This is a genomic window from Micromonospora sp. NBC_01655, assembly GCF_026339755.1.
In the GTDB taxonomy this organism is placed as follows: Bacteria; Actinomycetota; Actinomycetes; order Mycobacteriales; family Micromonosporaceae; genus Micromonospora.
Genome location: NZ_JAPEQF010000001.1, coordinates 227,829 through 246,002, shown reverse-complemented (window position 1 = coordinate 246,002; position 18,174 = coordinate 227,829). Strand labels below are relative to the sequence as shown.

At 73.9% G+C, this 18,174-nt stretch carries 20 protein-coding genes and 3 tRNA genes; 4 read left to right on the top strand and 19 right to left on the bottom strand.

Translation table 11 applies throughout. The features are described from left to right. Positions 1-191: 191 nt before the first annotated feature. The 10 genes from OOK41_RS01275 to OOK41_RS31825 all read right to left on the bottom strand — a co-directional run bounded on the left by OOK41_RS01275 (position 192) and on the right by OOK41_RS31825 (position 7,539). On the bottom strand, positions 192-1,226 hold the full coding sequence (locus tag OOK41_RS01275; RefSeq protein ID WP_266262498.1) for a hypothetical protein: 1,035 nt from the start codon (positions 1,224-1,226) through the stop codon (positions 192-194). Next, a complete protein-coding gene (locus tag OOK41_RS01270; RefSeq protein ID WP_266262496.1) occupies positions 1,223-2,215 on the bottom strand; it encodes an HNH endonuclease in 993 nt (330 codons plus the stop codon). Before OOK41_RS01270 ends, OOK41_RS01275 begins: the two co-directional genes overlap by 4 nt. Positions 2,216-2,367: 152 nt before the next feature. Beyond that, positions 2,368-2,688, bottom strand: coding sequence for a hypothetical protein (locus tag OOK41_RS01265; RefSeq protein WP_266262495.1), 321 nt, complete (start codon positions 2,686-2,688; stop codon positions 2,368-2,370). Positions 2,689-2,820: 132 nt separating this feature from the next. Continuing rightward, positions 2,821-3,009: a hypothetical protein gene (locus OOK41_RS01260; protein ID WP_266262494.1), complete on the bottom strand. Its 189-nt coding sequence runs from the start codon at positions 3,007-3,009 to the stop codon at positions 2,821-2,823. Next, positions 3,006-4,307, bottom strand: a complete 1,302-nt coding sequence (locus OOK41_RS01255) for a hypothetical protein (RefSeq protein ID WP_266262493.1) — start codon at positions 4,305-4,307, stop codon at positions 3,006-3,008. Before OOK41_RS01255 ends, OOK41_RS01260 begins: the two co-directional genes overlap by 4 nt. A gap of 441 nt (positions 4,308-4,748) precedes the next feature. Further along, complete coding sequence (locus OOK41_RS01250; protein ID WP_266262492.1) at positions 4,749-4,961, bottom strand: DUF6011 domain-containing protein; 213 nt, start codon at positions 4,959-4,961, stop codon at positions 4,749-4,751. A 1-nt stretch (position 4,962) separates the two neighbouring features. After that, positions 4,963-5,598 carry a hypothetical protein gene (locus tag OOK41_RS01245; protein WP_266262491.1) on the bottom strand — a complete coding sequence of 212 codons (636 nt, stop codon included), beginning with the start codon at positions 5,596-5,598 and terminating at the stop codon, positions 4,963-4,965. After that, the gene (locus tag OOK41_RS01240; RefSeq protein ID WP_266262490.1) at positions 5,595-6,221 is read right to left on the bottom strand and encodes a hypothetical protein; all 627 of its coding nucleotides are present in this window, start codon (positions 6,219-6,221) and stop codon (positions 5,595-5,597) included. The genes OOK41_RS01245 and OOK41_RS01240 overlap by 4 nt, the downstream gene beginning before the upstream one ends. Beyond that, positions 6,221-6,979, bottom strand: a complete 759-nt coding sequence (locus OOK41_RS01235; RefSeq protein ID WP_266262489.1) for a hypothetical protein — start codon at positions 6,977-6,979, stop codon at positions 6,221-6,223. The genes OOK41_RS01240 and OOK41_RS01235 overlap by 1 nt, the downstream gene beginning before the upstream one ends. 323 nt (positions 6,980-7,302) lie before the next feature. Beyond that, entirely contained in the window at positions 7,303-7,539 is a 237-nt protein-coding gene (locus OOK41_RS31825) for a helix-turn-helix domain-containing protein (protein WP_323136148.1), read from the bottom strand. Positions 7,540-7,788: 249 nt separating this feature from the next. Between OOK41_RS31825 and OOK41_RS01225 the strand changes: the two genes are divergently transcribed. Both OOK41_RS01225 and OOK41_RS01220 read left to right on the top strand, forming a co-directional pair. Next, positions 7,789-8,208, top strand: coding sequence for a transcriptional regulator (locus OOK41_RS01225; RefSeq protein WP_266262486.1), 420 nt, complete (start codon positions 7,789-7,791; stop codon positions 8,206-8,208). 134 nt (positions 8,209-8,342) lie between these two features. Then, positions 8,343-9,728, top strand: coding sequence for a tyrosine-type recombinase/integrase (locus tag OOK41_RS01220; RefSeq protein WP_266262485.1), 1,386 nt, complete (start codon positions 8,343-8,345; stop codon positions 9,726-9,728). 81 nt (positions 9,729-9,809) lie between these two features. Here the strand turns inward: OOK41_RS01220 and OOK41_RS01215 are convergent. From OOK41_RS01215 to OOK41_RS01180, 8 genes are all read right to left on the bottom strand, one after another. Then, positions 9,810-9,883, bottom strand: a tRNA-Phe gene (locus tag OOK41_RS01215). A 103-nt stretch (positions 9,884-9,986) separates the two neighbouring features. After that, positions 9,987-10,060, bottom strand: a tRNA-Asp gene (locus tag OOK41_RS01210). Between the two features lie 31 nt (positions 10,061-10,091). Next, positions 10,092-10,164 (bottom strand) — tRNA-Glu (locus OOK41_RS01205). A gap of 155 nt (positions 10,165-10,319) precedes the next feature. Continuing rightward, positions 10,320-11,126 carry a polysaccharide deacetylase family protein gene (locus tag OOK41_RS01200; RefSeq protein WP_266262484.1) on the bottom strand — a complete coding sequence of 269 codons (807 nt, stop codon included), beginning with the start codon at positions 11,124-11,126 and terminating at the stop codon, positions 10,320-10,322. A gap of 69 nt (positions 11,127-11,195) precedes the next feature. Then, entirely contained in the window at positions 11,196-12,155 is a 960-nt protein-coding gene (locus tag OOK41_RS01195; RefSeq protein WP_266262483.1) for a MerR family transcriptional regulator, read from the bottom strand. Then, positions 12,145-12,756: an isopentenyl-diphosphate Delta-isomerase gene (gene idi / locus OOK41_RS01190; RefSeq protein ID WP_266262482.1), complete on the bottom strand. Its 612-nt coding sequence runs from the start codon at positions 12,754-12,756 to the stop codon at positions 12,145-12,147. The genes OOK41_RS01195 and idi overlap by 11 nt, the downstream gene beginning before the upstream one ends. After that, on the bottom strand, positions 12,753-14,234 hold the full coding sequence (crtI, locus tag OOK41_RS01185) for a phytoene desaturase family protein (protein ID WP_266262481.1): 1,482 nt from the start codon (positions 14,232-14,234) through the stop codon (positions 12,753-12,755). Before crtI ends, idi begins: the two co-directional genes overlap by 4 nt. Further along, positions 14,222-14,485, bottom strand: coding sequence for a hypothetical protein (locus tag OOK41_RS01180; protein WP_266262480.1), 264 nt, complete (start codon positions 14,483-14,485; stop codon positions 14,222-14,224). The genes crtI and OOK41_RS01180 overlap by 13 nt, the downstream gene beginning before the upstream one ends. 65 nt (positions 14,486-14,550) lie before the next feature. Here OOK41_RS01180 and OOK41_RS01175 point away from each other — a divergent pair, with 65 nt between their 5' ends. Together OOK41_RS01175 and OOK41_RS01170 are read left to right on the top strand one after the other, a co-directional pair. Further along, positions 14,551-15,474 carry a phytoene/squalene synthase family protein gene (locus OOK41_RS01175; protein ID WP_266262479.1) on the top strand — a complete coding sequence of 308 codons (924 nt, stop codon included), beginning with the start codon at positions 14,551-14,553 and terminating at the stop codon, positions 15,472-15,474. A gap of 160 nt (positions 15,475-15,634) precedes the next feature. Next, positions 15,635-17,083 (top strand): NAD(P)/FAD-dependent oxidoreductase, encoded by a 1,449-nt coding sequence (locus OOK41_RS01170; RefSeq protein WP_266262478.1) that lies wholly within the window; start codon positions 15,635-15,637, stop codon positions 17,081-17,083. A 68-nt stretch (positions 17,084-17,151) separates the two neighbouring features. Here OOK41_RS01170 and OOK41_RS01165 read toward each other — a convergent pair whose 3' ends face one another. Beyond that, the gene (locus OOK41_RS01165; protein ID WP_117667926.1) at positions 17,152-17,919 is read right to left on the bottom strand and encodes a crotonase/enoyl-CoA hydratase family protein; all 768 of its coding nucleotides are present in this window, start codon (positions 17,917-17,919) and stop codon (positions 17,152-17,154) included. Positions 17,920-18,174: the final 255 nt, after the last annotated feature.

Genomic DNA, 18,174 nt, shown 5'->3' with positions numbered 1-18,174 from the left:
GCGGTGCCCGCTCAGGCCCCCCGCCACGGGCGACCCCCTCGGATGTGTCGCGCCCCAGGGGATAGGCAAGGGCCCCGATCATGTGATCGGGGCCCTTGGCCGGGAGCCTGTCTCCGGCATCGGCAAATCAAGCTTGTCGTGGGCGCACTGGTCCCACTGGCAGGTGAGCGTACGCCCAGCTCAGCGAATGATCAAGCCGGGACGTCCACCTGGTGCTTCGCGGCCTCCTCGGCGGCCTTCCGGGCCCTTTCGGCGGCCCGCTGGGCCCGCTCCAGCTCATCTCGGCGCCGCTGCTCGGCGACCTGGTCGAGGACGTCGAGGACGTCGCCGAAGCGGTAGCGGGCCCGGCCCCATTCGTCCCGGTCGACCTCCTCCGGTCCCTCGATCCCGTCAGCGAGCGCGACGGTGGCCGGCAGCAGCCGGCCGCGCTGGGCGAGGGCCCGTAGCTGGCCCGCCGTGCACGCCCGACCGAGCCGGGCCGCCGCGGTGGCCAGCTGCGTGGCAGTGCCCCGGACGTCGCGGGCCTCGGCGAGCAGCCAACGCACGCGCGGCCCGGTCTGGTGCACGGTGCCGCACCCGGGGCAGCGGACCCACGTCACCCCGGGCCAGGCGTACAGCTCGGTGGTGCACAGCTCGCCCGGCTTGTCGGGGAGCGGCTCGCAGCACGTACCCGCGTACCAGCGATCGGCCGGGTTCTCGACGACACGCCGGACGGCCGCAGCGGCGCCGAGGAGTTCCTCCCCGGCGTCCGAGGCGTCGGGCGTGTGCCGGAGCCACTCCAGTTGGCCGGCGACGAACCGGGCCGCGGCGGCGACGGGGTGCTCTCGTTGGTGGTGGCGGATGGCGTCGCAACTCGGGTGACCGCACCGGCCGGCCAGCACGGCCCCGGCGGCGCCGGCGCACAGCGGCCCGACCGGCCGCCGGTCGCGCTTGGGCAGCGGCACGCCGCGGGTCGTGGCGATGTGGTCCATCCACGTCACGACGACATGCGCGGCCGCCCACGAGGCTGCCGAGGCGTCCAGGTCGACAGGGATAGGCGGCTCGGCCGAGCGGGGCCCGTTCGTGGACCCGTAGCGGGCCTGCCGGGCGATGTTCACGGCCGGCTCATCGGCAAGCCGGACCATCTCCCGCAGGGCCTCGCCCACGGGCCGGAAGCAGGTCGGGCAGACGTAGCCGCCGGTCGGATCGGGCCGGGTGCACCAGGCGCAGGGAGGCGGGTTCGTCATCGGTTCTCCTGGTCGGGCTGGGGCGGGTGTCCGGCGTGGTGTTCAGGGGCGGGGCGGGAGGTACGCAGGTACGGGGAGCCGTGGATAGGTCCGCGGGGCGTGGTCGGGGGTCCGATGCGGTAGGCCGTGGGTTGGCCGGGGCGTGGGGGACCTGTAGAGGGAGCGGTGCCCGACCCGACCCGTCCCGTCCCGGGAGACGCGGCGACCTGAGTAAGAGCGCTGGTCTCGGTGCTGCTCTGCGGATAGACCGCCGCGTCGGTGCTGGTCGCAGGCGTTGTGACGGGTGGGGGACTTGGGTCCGGAGCTGAGTTCGGACTTGAGTCGGGACCTGGGTTCGGACTTGGATCCGGACCTGGGTCCGACGTAGGTCCGGGTGCAGGTTGCGCGTCGCCGGGTGCGGGCAGCAGCACCAGGCCGGCGGCCTCGGGGGTGCGCTTGCTCTTGCGCCGGTTGCAGCCGCGGCAGGCCACCACGAGGTTGGACATGCCGTCGGCCACCTCGGGGTCGACGTGGTCGAACGTCAGGCCGGCATCGCTGACGCGGTCGGAGTGCTGGCAGGCCCGGCCGCAGTACCGGCAGATGTCCCCGTCACGGGCACGCACGGCGGCCTTCAGCGCGGAGTTCTTCAACTCCTTGGCCTTGGCCCGGTGGACGTCGTTCTCACTGCGGCTGGGGTTGCGGTCGAGGTAGTCGTGGATGAGGAACTCGTAGTCGTCGACCCAGGCCCGGCCGGTCATGCACTCGCACTGTTCGCCGTCTTCGCGGCGGTGAAGAAGGGGCGCCCGGCCGTAGCGGGCGCGCAGTAGCCGCGCGTTGGCCTCCTCCCAGCCGAACAGGTCGAGGATGTCGGCGGTCAGGAAGCCGTCGCTACGTTCGCCGGACACCCAGGACAGCAGTTGAACCCACACGCCGAGGGCCTCGGCGCGCTGCCGCTTCGCGCGTAGCCCGGTGGCGCCCGGGTCTGCCAGCCCGCGAACCTTGACGGACATCGCCAACCGGTCGTCGATGCGTCCCCACGGCATTAGCGGCCCCCCGTCCGGACGCGTTGCCTACTGATCAACATCTATGGATCTCCCGGTATGGCGAGGCGCGGCCACCGCATCTCGGTGGCCGCGCCTGGGGGGTGTGGAACAGGGGACGGTCAGACCGCCAGCGTGTCGGCCGGTGAACCGGCCGGCTCGGCGAGCGCCGCGGCCTGCTGCGCGCGGGCCTCGGCAAGCACCCGCTCACCCAGACTGGTGAGCTTGTACGGGCGGACGCCGTCGCTGTCGGCCTCGTCGACCAGGACCACGAGCAGCGCCTTGCGCAGCGGCCGGAGCCGGGCGGTAGCGCGGCGGGTGTGGTGGGCGTTCTCGCTCAGCCGTTCGAAGTCGGGCCGGCTGAACCGAGGGTCACTGTGGACGCGGCCCTCGGCCACGGCGGCGAGTAGCTCCACCTGCTCCAGGTTGAGGCTGATCTCCATGCGGGGTGTCTCCGTTCGGTGGTGCGGGGCGGCCATGCCGCCGCAGTAGCGGGGGGTGGGGCGGCGCCGGGGGCGGTAGCGGTGGTGGGCCGAACCGCTCCAGCACGAGGGCGTCGATCAGCTCGTCACGAGTCACACGGCGGGATCACCTCGTGCCGCGGCCGCCACGGCGCAGGCCGCGCACTGACGCGGCCGCAACCGCACGGTGGCGGCGGTCATCAGGCCCGTGAGGGTGACGCCGCAGATGTGCGGGTACCGCTCGTCGACGGGCACCGGCCGGCCCAGCGCGATGCTCGCCGCGAGCCACCGTCCGGTCGTCACGGTGCGGCCCGCCCGTCGATCGCGTCGCCGGCGCGGATCCCGGCCCGCACGCCGGCGGCGTAGAGGGTCGACAGGTGCGCCGGGAGCAGGCCCAGGGCGCACAACACGTCAAGGGCCTGGTCGATGCCGGCCGCGTAGAACTCGGTGGAGGTGACGCAGTACCGGCCACCGCCGGCGAGGAACCGCACGTGCACTTCACCGTCGGGCCACCACTGCACGTCGGCCAGTTCGACGGTGCGGCCGGGCTGGCTGAGCACCGGCGCGGACGAGGTGAACGGGTGCGCGTACTGGCGGGGCACGGTCCGGGTACCGGCGTGCAGGACGTACGCGACCGCGGCGCGGAGCCGACTGATCTGCTGGACGGTCAGCCGGGCCGGCCCGTCGACGGGCGGCTGCTCGGCGGTGCAGCCCGCCGCGAGCGCCGGGGCGGGGGCCGGCGCCGGCCGGACGAACTCCGGCGCGACCTCGGCCACGGCGGCGATCCGCCGGCGCGGGTCGGTCTCGTACTGCTCGCCGACGCCGGCGAGCGGATCCGGGTCGGGGGTTACCCCCGCCCCGCCGGAGGAAGACGGCAGGGCGGGGGCTGGAGCGGCGCTGTCGACGTCGGGCACCACCGGCGTACCGGGTCGAACGGCCTCGGTGTCGACGTCCGCTCCATCCGTCGAGGGCGCCGGTCCCGCACCCTCAACGGCCGTTCTCGGCCAGCACTGCGCGCACCAGGTGGCCGCGTACGCCTCGCTGGCCAGGCCGGCGGTCGTGGTCAGGCCGGTCCGGGTCGACCGGTTGCACCGGGTCGACGTCTTCGACCGCGGGGCATGGCCGGTGATGCCCTGTCGGGCCGTGGCCATCCACACCTGGTCACCGGGGGCCGGCCCGACCACCGCGGCGGCGGGCGCCGGCGCGGGCCGGGTGGCGGCGTACGCCTTGCCGTCCGTGCCCCGGACCTTCCGAGGTGTTGCATCTGCAACACCTGCCGCTCGCAGGTCCCGGTTCACCGTGGCGGCATCCACGGCCAGCGCGGCGCCGATCGCACGCTGACTCATCCCGGCCAACTGCAACTCGACCACAGCCCGCTGGCGGTGCTCGACCGGCAGGCGTAGCCGCTCCGCACCGAACTCGCCGTCGACGTACCCCGCCCAGGACTCGTAGCCCAGGGCCGCCCAGTCCCGGCGCTCCCACGCAAGGGCGATCTCGGCGAGAGTCTCCAGGTAGCTGTGGATGCCCGCCCGGATGCGCTCGGCGCGGGCCCGCGCGACCGGCTCGGTGGACTGCTCGACCAGGTCGACGACGCCGCTCACCGCGACCACCGCCGGGACCACCGGGCCGACCGGCGGTAGGCACCGGCCCGCGTCCACGTGTAGCCGCAACGGATCTGCCCGCTGGCAGCGATGACGGTCCACGACCACCGCCGGCGCCACCACCGGCCCGAGGTCCGGGCCGGGCGGAACACGAACGGCGCGGTCCGGACCTTCCCCGGCGTCGAGCCGCCCGCGGGCTGCCCCTGATCGAACGGTGCCACCATCAATCCTCTCGGTCGGTCTCGCCCAAGATCGCGGCGTCGCGGGCCCGCCCCGCGGCCAGAAGCACCGGCGACACCGGCCGCCGGGCGGGCCGGGCCGGCGGGTGTCCGGGGTCGCCCGGCTCGCCCACCCGACGGCAGTTCCGGCAGGTGCGCCGGCGGCGGTGGTCCTCTGGGATGCCCGGATCGGGGTCGAACGCCTTGCACAGGCGGGGCTTCCTCACGGCTGCAACTCGCCGTTCAGGTCGTCGAGCAGGGTCGGGCCGACCTGGCCGGGGCCGCCCCGCCCGGCGAGGCCGGGCAGGGCGACCGGGGTGGCCTGGGCGCGGGCTTGGCGCCGGCGCTCACGCCAGCACTCCGACCCGATCCGCCGCGCCCGGGACGCCGCGTTGCGCAGCGGCCGGTCGCAGTCCAGGCACAACACCCGTGGCATGTCAGGCACGGCAGTCCGCACCCGCGACGTCGGCGGCCAGGGGCAGCACCGCCGTGGTGGCGACCACCGGCAGCGGGTCGTCCTGGGCAGCCCGGTCGGCCAGCTGCTGGATCCGGTCCCGGGCCTCCTCCGGCGAGCGGCTGGCCAGCACCACCCGGGCCGCGTCGCTCAGGGCATCCACCCGGCCGTCTCGGTAGCCGACCGCGTGCCCGTCGGCACGCACCGCGGCCGGGGTCACCGTGGGCCTGGTGTCGTTGTCGAACGGCGCGGCCTCGGCCACCAGGACCAGCTGCCCGTACTCGTCCACCGCCTCGGCCGGCGTGTAGTACCGGCCGCCATCGGCGGCGATCAGCATCTCCACGCCGACGTCGTCGGACTGCTCACGCCACGACACGGCGAAGAACAGGAATCCGTCCTGGGCGGTCCGCCAGGTCTGCCCGGCGTGCACCTTCGGCACGTGCGGGTGGACCTCCACGAGCGGCTGGTAGTGCTCGTCGACCAGCGGCAGGTGGATCACGTCCCGGTGACCCGGCAGCCGCACCTGGAGCTGGAGGTTGCCGTGCGCGACGATCTCCGCGCAGGGGATCACCAACCGCACCAGCGTGCCCGCCGGCGTACGCCCGTGCTGGTCGCTCATCGCAGCACCTCCGGGATGACCAGGTAGTCGGTGCACCGGCCCCGGTCGAGCAGCGGCCCGCCGGCGGCGTGCAGGCCGCGGTACCGGGCGACCTGGTCCCGGCGCTCCGCGACGGACGCGACCACGACCACCGCCCCGACCCACGCCAGGATCAGCACCGCCAACCCCGTGACCGCGGTCAACCCCGGCGGCCCCGGCACCGCCAACACGGCGGCGACGAGCGCGACGATCGCTGCGGCGGCCACCACCAACCCGACCACCGGAGACAGCCGCCGGCGCGGGGGCGGCGCCGGCCGCCGCGTCCGCAGCCGAGGCAGCCGCGGCGCCGCCAACGGATCGTGACCGGCCAACGCCGGATCCATCCGGCGCGGAAAGGCGGGGTCACCGTTGACGCGACGCAGCGGAGGCACGGACGACTCCGCCGCCGTCACCGGCACCAACGGCGACCCGCTGGCGAACACCTGACGCCGGACCGTTCGGACTACCGGGGGCCGCCGCCGGGTCCGCCAGGCGTCCAGGCGCCCCCGGATCCGCACCGACACCACGACCAGCGCCACCGCCAGCAGCAGCCCGCCCACCTCCGGGCCCGCCGCGCGGATCCCCAGCACGATCCCGGCACCCATCACGACACCGCCACAGGCGACGACACCACCGTGGCGGGCGCGTCGACCGGCGACGGCCGTACTGCCAACGGCACCGGGTCACCCTCCGGCGGCACCACCGCCGCCAGCACCAGCGCGTACCCACGCCACTGCGCCCACGCCGTATAGACGCGCACCTGGTGGCCGGACGCGGTGATCGTGTCCGCGATCTCCGCACCCTCGACGACGTCGAAGCGGACGGCCCACTGCGCGGCCTCATCGATCGTGTCGCAGCGGACCAGCACGACCTGGTCGTCGTGATCCATGAACCGGACCGTCACCGGCGCGGGCAAGGCCACCTGGTCGTCGACGGAGTACAGCAGCCGGGACAGCGACTGCAGCATTCCCGCCCGGGCGATCCGCCGCCCGGCCGGCTGCGGCACCGGCACCGGCCACACCAGCGGGCCAGCCGCCGCGTCCGGCGGCGTCAACAGCACCATCTGCACCGCGTGCCGCAGGTCGACGCCGTCGCCGCACCGCCGGCCGCCGTCACCGGCCATCACGCACGACGTCAGCCCGGCGGCGGCCACCGTGGCCAGCACGTAGTCCAAGTCGCCGGTGCACACGTACACCGAGCCCTCGGGGCGACCGTCGGGCCGCCCGGCGGCCGGACTGGCCAGCCCGACCCGGAGCGTCGCGGGGCCCCCGCATACGGGCAGCTCCGGCAGACCGCCCGGCACACGGGTGGCGAGGGCCTCGGGCGGCTGCGCCACGGCAGGTTGGGGTTGTAGGTTGGTCATCTCGACCGTCCTTCCTGACTGGGTTGGATCGGATGGGAATTCAGGGGTCACGGCTTGTCCGAGCCGTGACCCCGCCTTACTGATCTGGTTGAGCTCGTCAACCAGCTGCTGCCGCTCCCACGCCCGCTCCTCCGCCGGCGTCGCCGGCCGAATCGGCCGCGGGGCCTGCGTCACCGGAGCGGCCGGGGCGATCCCGGCCACGATCAGCAGCACTCCAACTACGAGCAGTGCGACTGCACGGACCAGGACCAGGGCGGCGTGGAGCTTTGGGCCCGTTCCTGCGCCTCCGGCCGGCCCGGAGCCGGCAGGTCCGGTCGGGTGGGTCATGCCGCTGTCCTGGTGCGTCGCTTCGCGGCCGCCTCGTCGCGGAGCCGCTGGCCGTACGCGTGGAGCGATTCAACAACGATGAGTCGCCGCCGGCCCCGCTCGACCGATTCGATCTCGTCGGCGTCCATCAGCCGATACACCTCGCGGCGGCTGAGGCCCAGAGCCTCCGCCCCCTCGTGGACCGATACGAAGATCGGGCCGAGTCGGGGCGGGGTGCCAGCGGTTCCGTTCATGGTGCCTGGTGTGCCAGGGGTTCCGTGCATGGAACCACCGTAGACATGCTCCGTGCGGGGAACCTCTCATCCTTTCGGCCAATTCTGCTGGCCAAGAAGTGGCCCTACTCTCGGTCCATGCGACTTCTTGTCACTGCTGGCACACGCAAGCGCGGTACGACACACCCGGGCAGGGGTGGGAGGTTCCGCGAAGAGAACTTGCGCCGTCCACGGGACGGACGTCCCGCGAACGGCACATATCGTCTGCTCATGCCCCCGTCGCTTGAAGTGCGGCGCGTCGCGTTCGCACGCTTCGTTGAGCGGGCCTTGCATGACGCGAAGGTCACCCGTGGCTGGAATCAGCGGCGGGTGATCGAGGAGTCCGGCGTCGGCAGGACGACTCTCTTTCGTTGGCTCAAGGGCAACTGGGTCGAGGATCCGGAAGCGGCGAAGGTCCGAGACTTCTGCGATGCTCTGGACATTCCGCCGGCGATTCCGTTTCTGATCCTGTGGCCGGGCAAGCGCAACCGCGTGGAACAGCCTGAGCCGTCGCCGATGGACCCCGATGTGGAGCGCGTGCTGCGGAAGCTCGCCGACCCGAACGTCCCGGACGTCGAGAAGTACCTCATCCGCGAGACCATCCGGTCCCTCGCCGCGCGGCCATCTCGGCCCGGCAGTCAGACCAGCTAGACCCCCACACCCTCTCAGCCGTATCCCTTGGTACAGCGGTGCGGCTGCCTCCGCCTGCCCTCGAAAGGGGAGTCATGGCATCCCGCCAGCCCAACCGCCGCCCGAAGATCCGCCCGTACGGCACTCGGTGGCGCATGGACGTCACGGTCGGCACGAAGCCCGACGGCGGCCTGGATCGCCGGAAGATCACCGGTAAGACCGCCGGCGCCGTCGCCGAGAAGTACGACAAGCTCATGAGCCAGCTTGCCCAAGGCCACGTGCCCGAGATCGGCAAGGCTCCCACCTTGGCCGAATGGCTGACCCACTGGCTGGAGCACATCGTCAAGCCGCAGCGGAAGTACAAGACCTACCGCGCCTATCAGCCGATCGTGAACCTGCACCTGGTCCCCCGGCTCGGCCAGTGGCGAATCGCCGGCAGCACCAAGACCCTCCAGCCGGAACACGTCGAGGCCGCGTACGCAGACCTACTGGAGTCCGGCATGGCGCCGGCCTACGTGCTCCAGTGCCACCGGGTCCTCTCGCGGGCACTCAAAATCGCGCACCGGCGCGGCCGGGCCTCCAGGAACGTCTGCACCCTCATCGACCCGCCCGACGGCACTGCCAAGCGGATCAAGCCCTTGGAGCTGGAACACGTCCGCAAGGTCATCCAGACCATCGGCACAGACCGCCTGGAAGCGCGCTGGCTCATCGCCCTGATGCTGGGCCTCAGGCAAGGGGAGACGCTCGGCTTGCACTGGAGCGTCGTGCATCTGGACGGGGCCACCCCATACCTGGAGGTGGAGATCCAGGCGCAGCGGCGCACCTGGAAGCACGGTTGCAAGGACCCGGCGGCCTGCGCCGCCGAGCGGTGCCGGACGAAGCCCTGCCCAACCCGGTGGGCGCACGGATGCGACGACGAGGGCACCTGCAAGGGGCGGCCGCACTACTGCCCCAAGCGGACCGCCCTGCCTGGTTGCTCGCGGCACACCCGTCCTTGTCCGCCTCTGTGCCCGACCGGCTGCACTGACCACGCCCGCGGCTGTCCGCAGCGTCGCGGCGGCGGCATTGTGTACACGGGGCTCAAGAGCGGGGAGAAAGGTGTCCGGCCGATCGGTCTGGACCCGGTCCTGGTCGCGGCGCTGCGCCGGCAGCAGGAGCGCCAGGAGGTCGAGCGGACGGCGGCCGGCGATCTGTGGGAGGAGCACGGGCTCGTGTTCACCCAGCCGACCGGGCGCCCGTACGACGCCCGGCAGGACCACGCACTCTGGGAGGAACTGCTCGTCCGGGCCGAGGTGCCCGATGCTCGGCTGCACGCCGCTCGACACACGGCCGGCACCCTGCTTGTGGCCAGCGGTACGGACATCCGGGTGGTTCAGGAACTGCTGGGCCACGCGCGGATCACCACCACGCAGCGGTACGTGGATCCGAGCGAGGAGATGAAGCGCCAGGCAGTCACGCGGCTGGGGGAGATGCTGATGTCCGGCCAGGTGGAGCTGTCGCTACTGCGGCCGTCTGGTGCGGCCACTCCGGGCATCACGTGATCTACGCAGCCAGACATAGCGAAAGCCCCTCATCGCGTTGCCGCAGATGAGGGGCTTCCTGTAGCCCGGCGAAAGGCTATGTGGCCAGGGGCGGGGTCGAACCGCCGACCTTCCGATTTTCAGTCGGACGCTCGTACCAACTGAGCTACCTGGCCGTGCCGCTCGGCTCATGGTACCCAAACGGCGGGATCACCGCCGGCCGGGGACCTGCTCCGATACGCAGAACGCCGCGCATGGTACGCGCGGCGTCAGCGCTTGCGGTCCTGACGGGACTTGAACCCGCGACCTCCGCCTTGACAGGGCGGCGAGCACTCCAACTGCTCCACAGGACCTGGCTGGTGTTGCTCCGGCTTGCGCCGGTCGTGCCCCCAACGGGATTCGAACCCGTGCTACCGCCTTGAAAGGGCGACGTCCTGGGCCGCTAGACGATGAGGGCGGCCCCGCCATCATTGCACACTCGCAACTTCAAGCGGACTTGCTCCCATCCGGCCCCGCCGGAGGCTTGGAAAGCATACGTGACGGGCGGCCCGCGAAACAAATCGGTATGGCCGAGGGCACGCCCGCCCGAAAACTCGCAGGTCAGGGCCGGTTCTAGCTGAGTCGCACCAGCCCGTAACGCCGCTTCAGGTCGCCGATGAGGTGGGCGCACGCGGAGATCGTGGCGGCCCGGTTCCCGCCGCCGTCGTGCATCAGCACGATCGCGCCGGGGCGGACGGCGCCGGTCACCCGACGCGTGATCGTCGAGGCGGACGGCTTGGCCCAGTCCTGCGGGTCGACGCTCCAGTGCAGCGGTCGCATGCCGAGCTGTCGGCCCACCGCCACGACCTCCGGGGTCCACTTCCCGCCCGGCTGGCGGTAGAACGGCACCTTGGCGCCCGGCACCGCCGCCTGGATGGCGCGGTTGGTGCGTACCAGGTCGGCCCGGATATCGGCGACCGGCCGCCGGCCGAGCTCCAGGTCGTGCCGCCAGCTGTGGTTGCACAGCTGGTGGCCCTCCCGGACGATCCGCTCGACCAGCTGGGGGTACGCCCGGGCCCGGGTGCCGATCACGCAGAAGGTGGCCTTCGCCCCGGCCCGGTGCAACTGGTCCAGGATCTTCGGCGTCCAGATCGGGTCGGGCCCGTCGTCGAAGGTCAACGCGACCGCCCGCCCGCCGGAGGTCCGGCGCAGCCCGGCCGGGAGCGTGGTGGGCGCCGGACGCAGCCTCGGCGGGACGGTCCGGGTCGGCTTGGGTGACGCGGTCGGCTTCGGTGTCGGTTTCGCTGTCGGCTTCGGCGATGTCGAGGCCGTCGGTGCGGGGGCGGCTGCCTCCGGGGAGCCGCCGGTCGTCCGCTCGCCGCAGCCGGCGAGGAACAGGATCAGGCTGATGCCGAACGCCAGGGCGGCGCGTGCACTCATCGTCACTCCGAGGGGCGGGTACGTGGGCTACTCGACGCTAGTGGACGGGACGCGAAAACGGCAGGGCGGTCAGTGCCCCGCCGGCTGGCCCATCGAGTCGCGTACCGCGAGGGCGAGCGCGACCGCCTCGGCGAGGTCGACCGGGCGGACCACGCCGGCCGGCAGGGAGTCCGCCCGCCAGCCCGGGCCGGCGGCCAGCACCAGCAGCGGCCGGCGCGGGCTGGCCAGCAGCACGGTGAGCTGGGCCGGGTCGGCGGTGGCCTGGAGGTGTGACCAGACCACCACGGCGGCCGGGCCGGTGCGGTTGACCGCCTCGACCAGGGCCGCCGCCGGCACCCGGGCACCGAGCATCCGGTACGCCACGCCGGCCTCGGCCAGCGCGGCGGCCAGTGCCTCCAGCGGCAGGGTGTGTTGTTCCTCATCGGCGCAGGAGAGCAGGATCCGGGCCGGGCCGGTGACCGGGCCGGCCCGGGTCACCGTGGCGAACGCCTCGGAGACGCACCGGGACACCACGTGCTCCACCTCGACCAGCCCGCCCGTGGCGGCGTGCCGCTCTCCGATGCCGACGAGCACCGGCCGCAGCAGCCCGTCCCAGGTGGCGACGACGCCGTCGGCGGCCAGGGCGCGGGCGATCGTCTCGCCGATCGCCACCGAGTCCAGCCGCATGGCGGCCCGGGCCAGCCCGCGGGCCGCCGGGCCGGCCCGACCGACCGGGATGGTCTGCCCGCCGCCGTCGCGGACCCCGAGGGGGCGGACCTCGACGAGGGTGCCGGTGGACACCTGGCCGGCCGGACCCGGGGCCGGCGTCTGCCGGGCCCAGCGGGCCGCCTCGGCCGGGGTGATCCCCTCCGCAGTCAGCCTGCGCATGATCTCCAGGCGGGCGAGGTCGGCCGCCGTGTACCGCCGGTGGTGGCCCGGCACGTGCTGGCTGGGGCCGAGTCCGTAGCGCTGGTGCCAGGTGCGCAGCGTGGTGACCGCGACGCCCAGTCGGCGTGCCACGGCCCCCGCGCTCAGCGCCTCATCGGCCACCCGACCGCTCCGACGCGTCATCCGCCGGAAGGCCGGCCGGGGCCGCGCTGGGACCGGGGGTGCCCGCCGAGGGACGCAGCAGGCGGTTCACCACCCCGCCCAGCCAGGGCGCGTACGCGCGGGGGTCGACGTCCAGGTCGGCCTCCAGCGCCGCCGGGTCGACCCAGCGCAGCTCGGCCACCTCGTCCGGGTCGGGACGCAGGGGCACGTCGGCCGGCACGTCGGCGCGCAGCACGTGGTCGTACTCGAACTCGACCCGCCCGGTGGTGGGGTCCTCCGCGTAGTAGACGTACACCCCGACCTCGGTGAGGTCGACGGGCCCGGCACCCAGTTCCTCGCCCAGCCGCCGGTTGGCGGCCTCGATCGGCGACTCACCCGGCGCCGGGTGGCCGCAGCACGAGTTGGCCCAGCGTAGCGGGAACCGGGTCTTGGCGGCGGCCCGGCGTTGCAGCAGCACCCGGCCGTCCGGGGCGACCAGCAGCACCGAGAAGGCCCGGTGCAGCCGGCCCGGCGGCTGGTGGGCGGCGGCCACCGAGGCCGCGCCGTGCGCCCGGCCGCCGTCGTCGACCAGTTCGACCAGGTGGCCCTCCCGGCCGCTCACCGGTTACCGCCCGTGACGCGGGCGGCGGCCAGCTTGCCGGAGATCAGGACCATCGGCACGCCGACGCCCGGTTGGGTGCCGGAGCCGACGAACACCACGTTGTCGAGCGTCCGGTGCAGGTTCGACGGGCGGAACGGGCCGGTCTGGAAGAAACTGTGTGCCGACGCGAACGGGGTGCCGGCTGCCATGCCCTGCTCGGCCCACTCGGCCGGGGTGACCGCGCGCAGCACCTCGACGCCGTCGCCGAAGCCGACGTACCCGCGTTCCTGGAGGGTCCCGACGAGCTGGTCGGTGTAGCGGCGGGTCAGGTCGCCGCGCCAGTCGAACGGGGCCCGGTCGAGGTTGGGCACCGGGGCGAGCACGTAGTAGGTGTGGCGGCCGGCGGGGGCGACCGCCGGGTCCGTTCGGCTCGGGTTGGTGACCAGCAGCGACGGGTCGGTCATCAGCTCCCCTCGCCGGATCACCTCGTCGAACGTGCCCTTCCAGGATCGTCCGAAGTGGATGTTGTGGTGGGCGATCTTCTCATAGCCCTGGCGGGACCCGATGTGCAGCACCACGCAGGACGGCGAGTAGGTGAGCCGGCGCCGCCGGGCCGCGGGGAGCAGGTCCCGGTAGGCCACCGGCAGGTCAGGGTTGAGCACCACCACGTCGGCCGGGATGAACTCGCCGTCCGCGGTGACCACGCCGGTGGCCCGGCCGTTCGCGGTCTCCACCCGGGTCACCGTGGTGCCGTAGCGGATCTGCACGCCGTGCTTCTCCGCCGCACCGGCCATCCCCTGGGAGACCGCGTGGATGCCGCCGCGCGGGAAGTAGACCCCGGCCACCGAGTCGAGGTACGCGATGACCGCGTAGATGGCCAGCGCGTCGTGCGGGGCGAGCCCGGCGTACATCGCCTGGAAGGAGAAGATCCGCTGGGTGCGCGGGTCTTTGAAGAACTGGCCGATCTTCGTCTGGAGCCGGCGGAACGCGCCGTTGGCCAGCAGCTTCAGCAGGTTGCCGGTGAGCAGGTCGGTCGGGGCGTCGAGGTTGCGCTCGATGAAGTCGGCCCGCTCCAGCCGCCACAGCTCGCGGGCGTAGTCGACGAAGCGCAGGTACCCGTCGGCCTCCCGGGGCCCGCAGACGGAGGCGATCTCGGCCGCCATCCGGGTGCTGTCGGTGATCACGTCGAGCGTCGAGCCGTCCGGGTAGTACGCCCGGTACGCGGGGTCCAGCGGCATCAGCTCGACCCAGTCGCCCAACTCCTCGCCGACCGCGCCGAGCGCCTCGGCGATCAGGTCGGGCATGGTGAGCACGGTCGGGCCGGTGTCGAACTCGTACCCGTCGACGCTGAGCCGGCCGGCCCGGCCGCCCGGCACCGGCTCCCGCTCGACCACCGTCACCTGCCGGCCGTCGCCGGCCAGGTGCAGCGCGCAGGCCAGCCCGCCGAGCCCGGCGCCGACGACCACCACCCGGTCGGTACGTCCCGTCACGGTCCGCACGTGACCACCTCCCTCGAAATGTCGCTCATCATGCCCACCGCTCGGTGGCGGCGGTGGCGAGGCCCGTCAGCGCGGTGCGCGCGGTACCCGTCGACCGGCGCGCTGTCCAGCCCGACCAGCCGGGCCACCTCCACCCCCTGGGCCAGGTCGTTCGGGAACGCGGCCAGTACGCCGCGGACCGGTTCGTCCGTCGCCTCCGGCTGTGCCGGCGCGACGCGGAGCGCCTTACCCGCAACTGCGTCGTTGGCCATGCGGGCGAGCGTACCCTAGGGTTACGAGTTGCGTCGATTCCTGCGTCGTTATCCGAGGAGGGCCGGTGAAAGTCGACCTCACCGCTGCCTATGATCGCTGCCGCGAGCTGCACAAACGTCATGGCCGCACCTACTATCTCGCCACCCGCCTGCTCCCCGCTTGGAAACGTCGGCACGTGCACGCCCTGTACGGTTTCACCCGGTACGCCGACGAGATCGTCGACCGCACCGAGGACCTGCCGCCCGCCGGGCGGGCCGCCCGGCTCGACGACTGGTCGGCCCGTTTCCTGGCCGGACTGCACGGCGCGCCGGTCGACGACCCGCTGCTGCCCGCCGTGCTGCACACCATCGCCGTCTTCGACCTCGACCGGGCCGACTTCGCGTCGTTTCTGCGCAGCATGGCGATGGACCTGACGGTCACCGCGTACCCGACCTACGACGACCTGCTCGACTACATGGAGGGCTCGGCCGCCGTCATCGGCAGCATGATGCTGCCGATCCTTGGCAGCTCCGACCCCGCCGCCGCCCGGGAGCCGGCCCGCCAGCTCGGCCTCGCCTTCCAGCTCACCAACTTCATCCGCGACGTGGCCGAGGACCTGGCGCGCGGCCGGACGTACCTGCCGGACGAGGATCTGGCCAAGTTCGACGTCACCCGCGAGGACCTGTCCGGCGCCGCCGCGCGCCGCCGCGCCAGCGCGAAGATCCGCGAGCTGATCGAGTACGAGGTGACCCGCGCCCAGGCCCACTACGAGGCCGCCGCCCCGGGCGTCACCCTGCTCTCGCCGGCCTCGCAGGCCTGCATGCGCACCGCGTACGCGCTCTACGGCGGCATCCTCGACGAGGTGGCCGCCCAGGACTACGACGTGTTCACCCGACGGGCGCTGGTGCCCCGGCGGCGGCGGATGGCCGTCGCCGGTTGGGCCCTGCTCACCCCGGCCGGCACCCCGGTCGCGGTCCCCGGGCCGGCCCTGGTGCCAGCCCGTAGCTGACCCGTAGCTGACCCGTACCTGCCCCGGACTCACCGTCGTCGAGCCCGGCGCGCTGCGCCCGGCCAGCGGCGACCGGGTCTGGCGCCGGTGGCCGCCGGAACGCGTTGGCCTGCGGGGCGGCGCGGTGGTGGCCGGTCGCGCGGTGCGGAATGCTGGCGGCATGGCGGAACCGGAACTGGTGGACGTGGTCGTGGTCGGGCTCGGCGTCGGCGGTGAGGAGGTGGCCGGGCGGCTCGCCGAGGCGGGCCTCAGCGTCGTCGGCATCGAGCGGAGCCTGGTCGGCGGGGAGTGCCCCTACTGGGGGTGCATCCCGAGCAAGATGATGATCCGGGCGGCGAACGCGGTCGCCGAGGCCCGGCGGGTGAACGACTTCGCCGGCGCGGCGCAGGTCCAGCCGGACTGGGCGCCGGTGGCGAAGCGGATCCGTGCCGAGGCCACCGACACCTGGGACGACCGGGTCGCGGTGGAACGGTTCACCGGCAGGGGCGGCCGGTTCGTGCGGGGCAGCGGCCGGCTCGACGGCCCCGGCCGGGTACGCGTGGGCGACCAGGTCTTCCAGGCCCGGCACGGAATCGTGCTCGGCACCGGCACCCGGCCCTCCGTGCCGCCGATCGCCGGGCTCGCCGACACGCCGTACTGGACGAACCACCAGGCCGTCGCGGTCGAGGAGCTGCCCGGGTCGCTGCTCGTGCTCGGCGGCGGCGCGATCGGGCTGGAGCTGGCCCAGGTCTTCGCCCGGTTCGGGGTGGCGGTGACGGTGGTCGAGGCGGCGGACCGGGTGCTCGCCGTCGAGGAGCCCGAGGCGTCCGAGGTGGCCACCGCCGCGCTGCGCGCGGACGGGGTGCGGATCTGCACCGGGATACAGGCCGAGCGGGTCGACCACGACGGGCGGGCGTTCACCCTGGGCGCGGCCGGCGGCGTCGAGTTCACCGTCGAGCGGCTACTGGTGGTGACCGGCCGGCGGGCGCACCTCGACGAGCTGGGGTTGGACGGCGTCGGGGTGGACCCGTCCCAGCGGTACCTCGCCGTCGACGACCGGATGCGCGTCGCCGAGGGCCTCTGGGCGGTCGGCGACCTGACCGGCGAGGGGGCGTTCACCCACATCGCCATGTACCAGGCGGCCATCGTGGTCGCCGACGTGCTCGACCACGTCCGGCGGGCGCGCTCCGGCGCGGACGCCAGCGGCACCGCCAGCGCGGTCGGCGGCGCGGCGAGCACGGCGGGGGCCGGGACCGCCGGCGGGGTGCCGCACGCCGACTACCGGGCGCTGCCCCGGGTCACCTTCACCGATCCCGAGGTGGGCGCGGTCGGGCTGACCGAGCGGCAGGCCCGCGAGCGCGGCCTCAACGTGCAGGTCGGCGTGAGCCAGCTCGGCTCGTCCACCCGGGGCTGGATCCACCGGGCCGACGGCCTGATCAAGCTGGTCGCCGACGCCGACCGGGGCGTCCTGGTCGGCGCGACCTCGGTCGGCCCGGCCGGCGGTGAGGTGCTGTCGGGCCTGGTGGTGGCGGTGCACGCGGCGGTACCGCTGAGCCAGCTCCGGCACATGATCTACGCGTACCCGACGTTCCACCGCGCCATCGAGGACGCTCTGCGCAACCTGAGGTAGCGCCGCGCGCTCCCTGATCGTCCGCCGTGACACCTCCCCGGCGGGTCGGGCCGGTGCGGTGCGGACGGTCAGGATGACGCGGGCGCGCCGTGCCGGCCGGCGCCTGCGGCGAAGCGGGCCGCGCCCGCCGCCCCGTCGGCCGCCAGCGACTCCGCGCCGTGGGCCAGCTCGACCGCGAGGGCCTCCGGCTCGGGCAGGTTGGCGCCGGCCAGCACCGCCGCCCGGTCGTTGCGCAGGCAGGTCTGCGGGTGGCGGGCGATCCCGGCGGCCAGCCGCTCGGCCTCCGCCCGGGCCTCACCCGGTGCGACCAGCCGGTTCACCAGACCCATCGCGTACGCCTCGTCGGCCGGCACCGGGCGGCCGGTGAGGATCAGGTCCATCGCCCGGCTCTCGCCGATCAGCCTCGGCAGCCGGAAAGTCCCCCCGTCGACCAGCGGCACCCCCCAGCGTCGGCAGAAGACCCCGAGCACCGCGTCGGCCTCGGCCACCCGCAGGTCGCACCAGAGGGCCAGTTCCAGCCCGCCGGCCACGGCGTACCCGGAGATCGCCGCGAGCACCGGCTTGGACAGCCGCATCCGCGTCGGGCCCATCGGGCCGTCGCCGTCCGGCTCGACCCGGTTGCCGCTGGGGGTGCCGATCGCCTTCAGGTCCGCCCCGGCGCAGAACGTCCCGCCCGCTCCCCAGAGCACGGCCACCGCCGCCTCCGGGTCGGCCTCGAAGGCGCGGAACGCGTCGGCCAGGGCCCGGGCGGTCGGCCCGTCGACGGCGTTGCGGGCCGCCGGTCGGTCCAGGATCACCGTGGTCACGGCCCCGGCGCGTTCGACCCGTACCCCCATCGGTGGCCCTCCCGGTCCGGCGGCTCGCCCCTCGGCCGCAGCCCATGTGGTGGTGTGCCCACCCCGATGTCGACCGTAGCGGTCCCGCCCGTCCCGACGGAGCACGGCGGGCGCGCACCGGTCCCGACGGATCCGGGCCGGGCCGCCACCGGGCGGCGCGGAAGCGGCCCCTCGCCGAGGCGGCGTGCCGGGACCGTTGGGCGACAACTGGCCGGCGAACGGTTGATTCATGAACCTCGATTACTGGGATAGCGT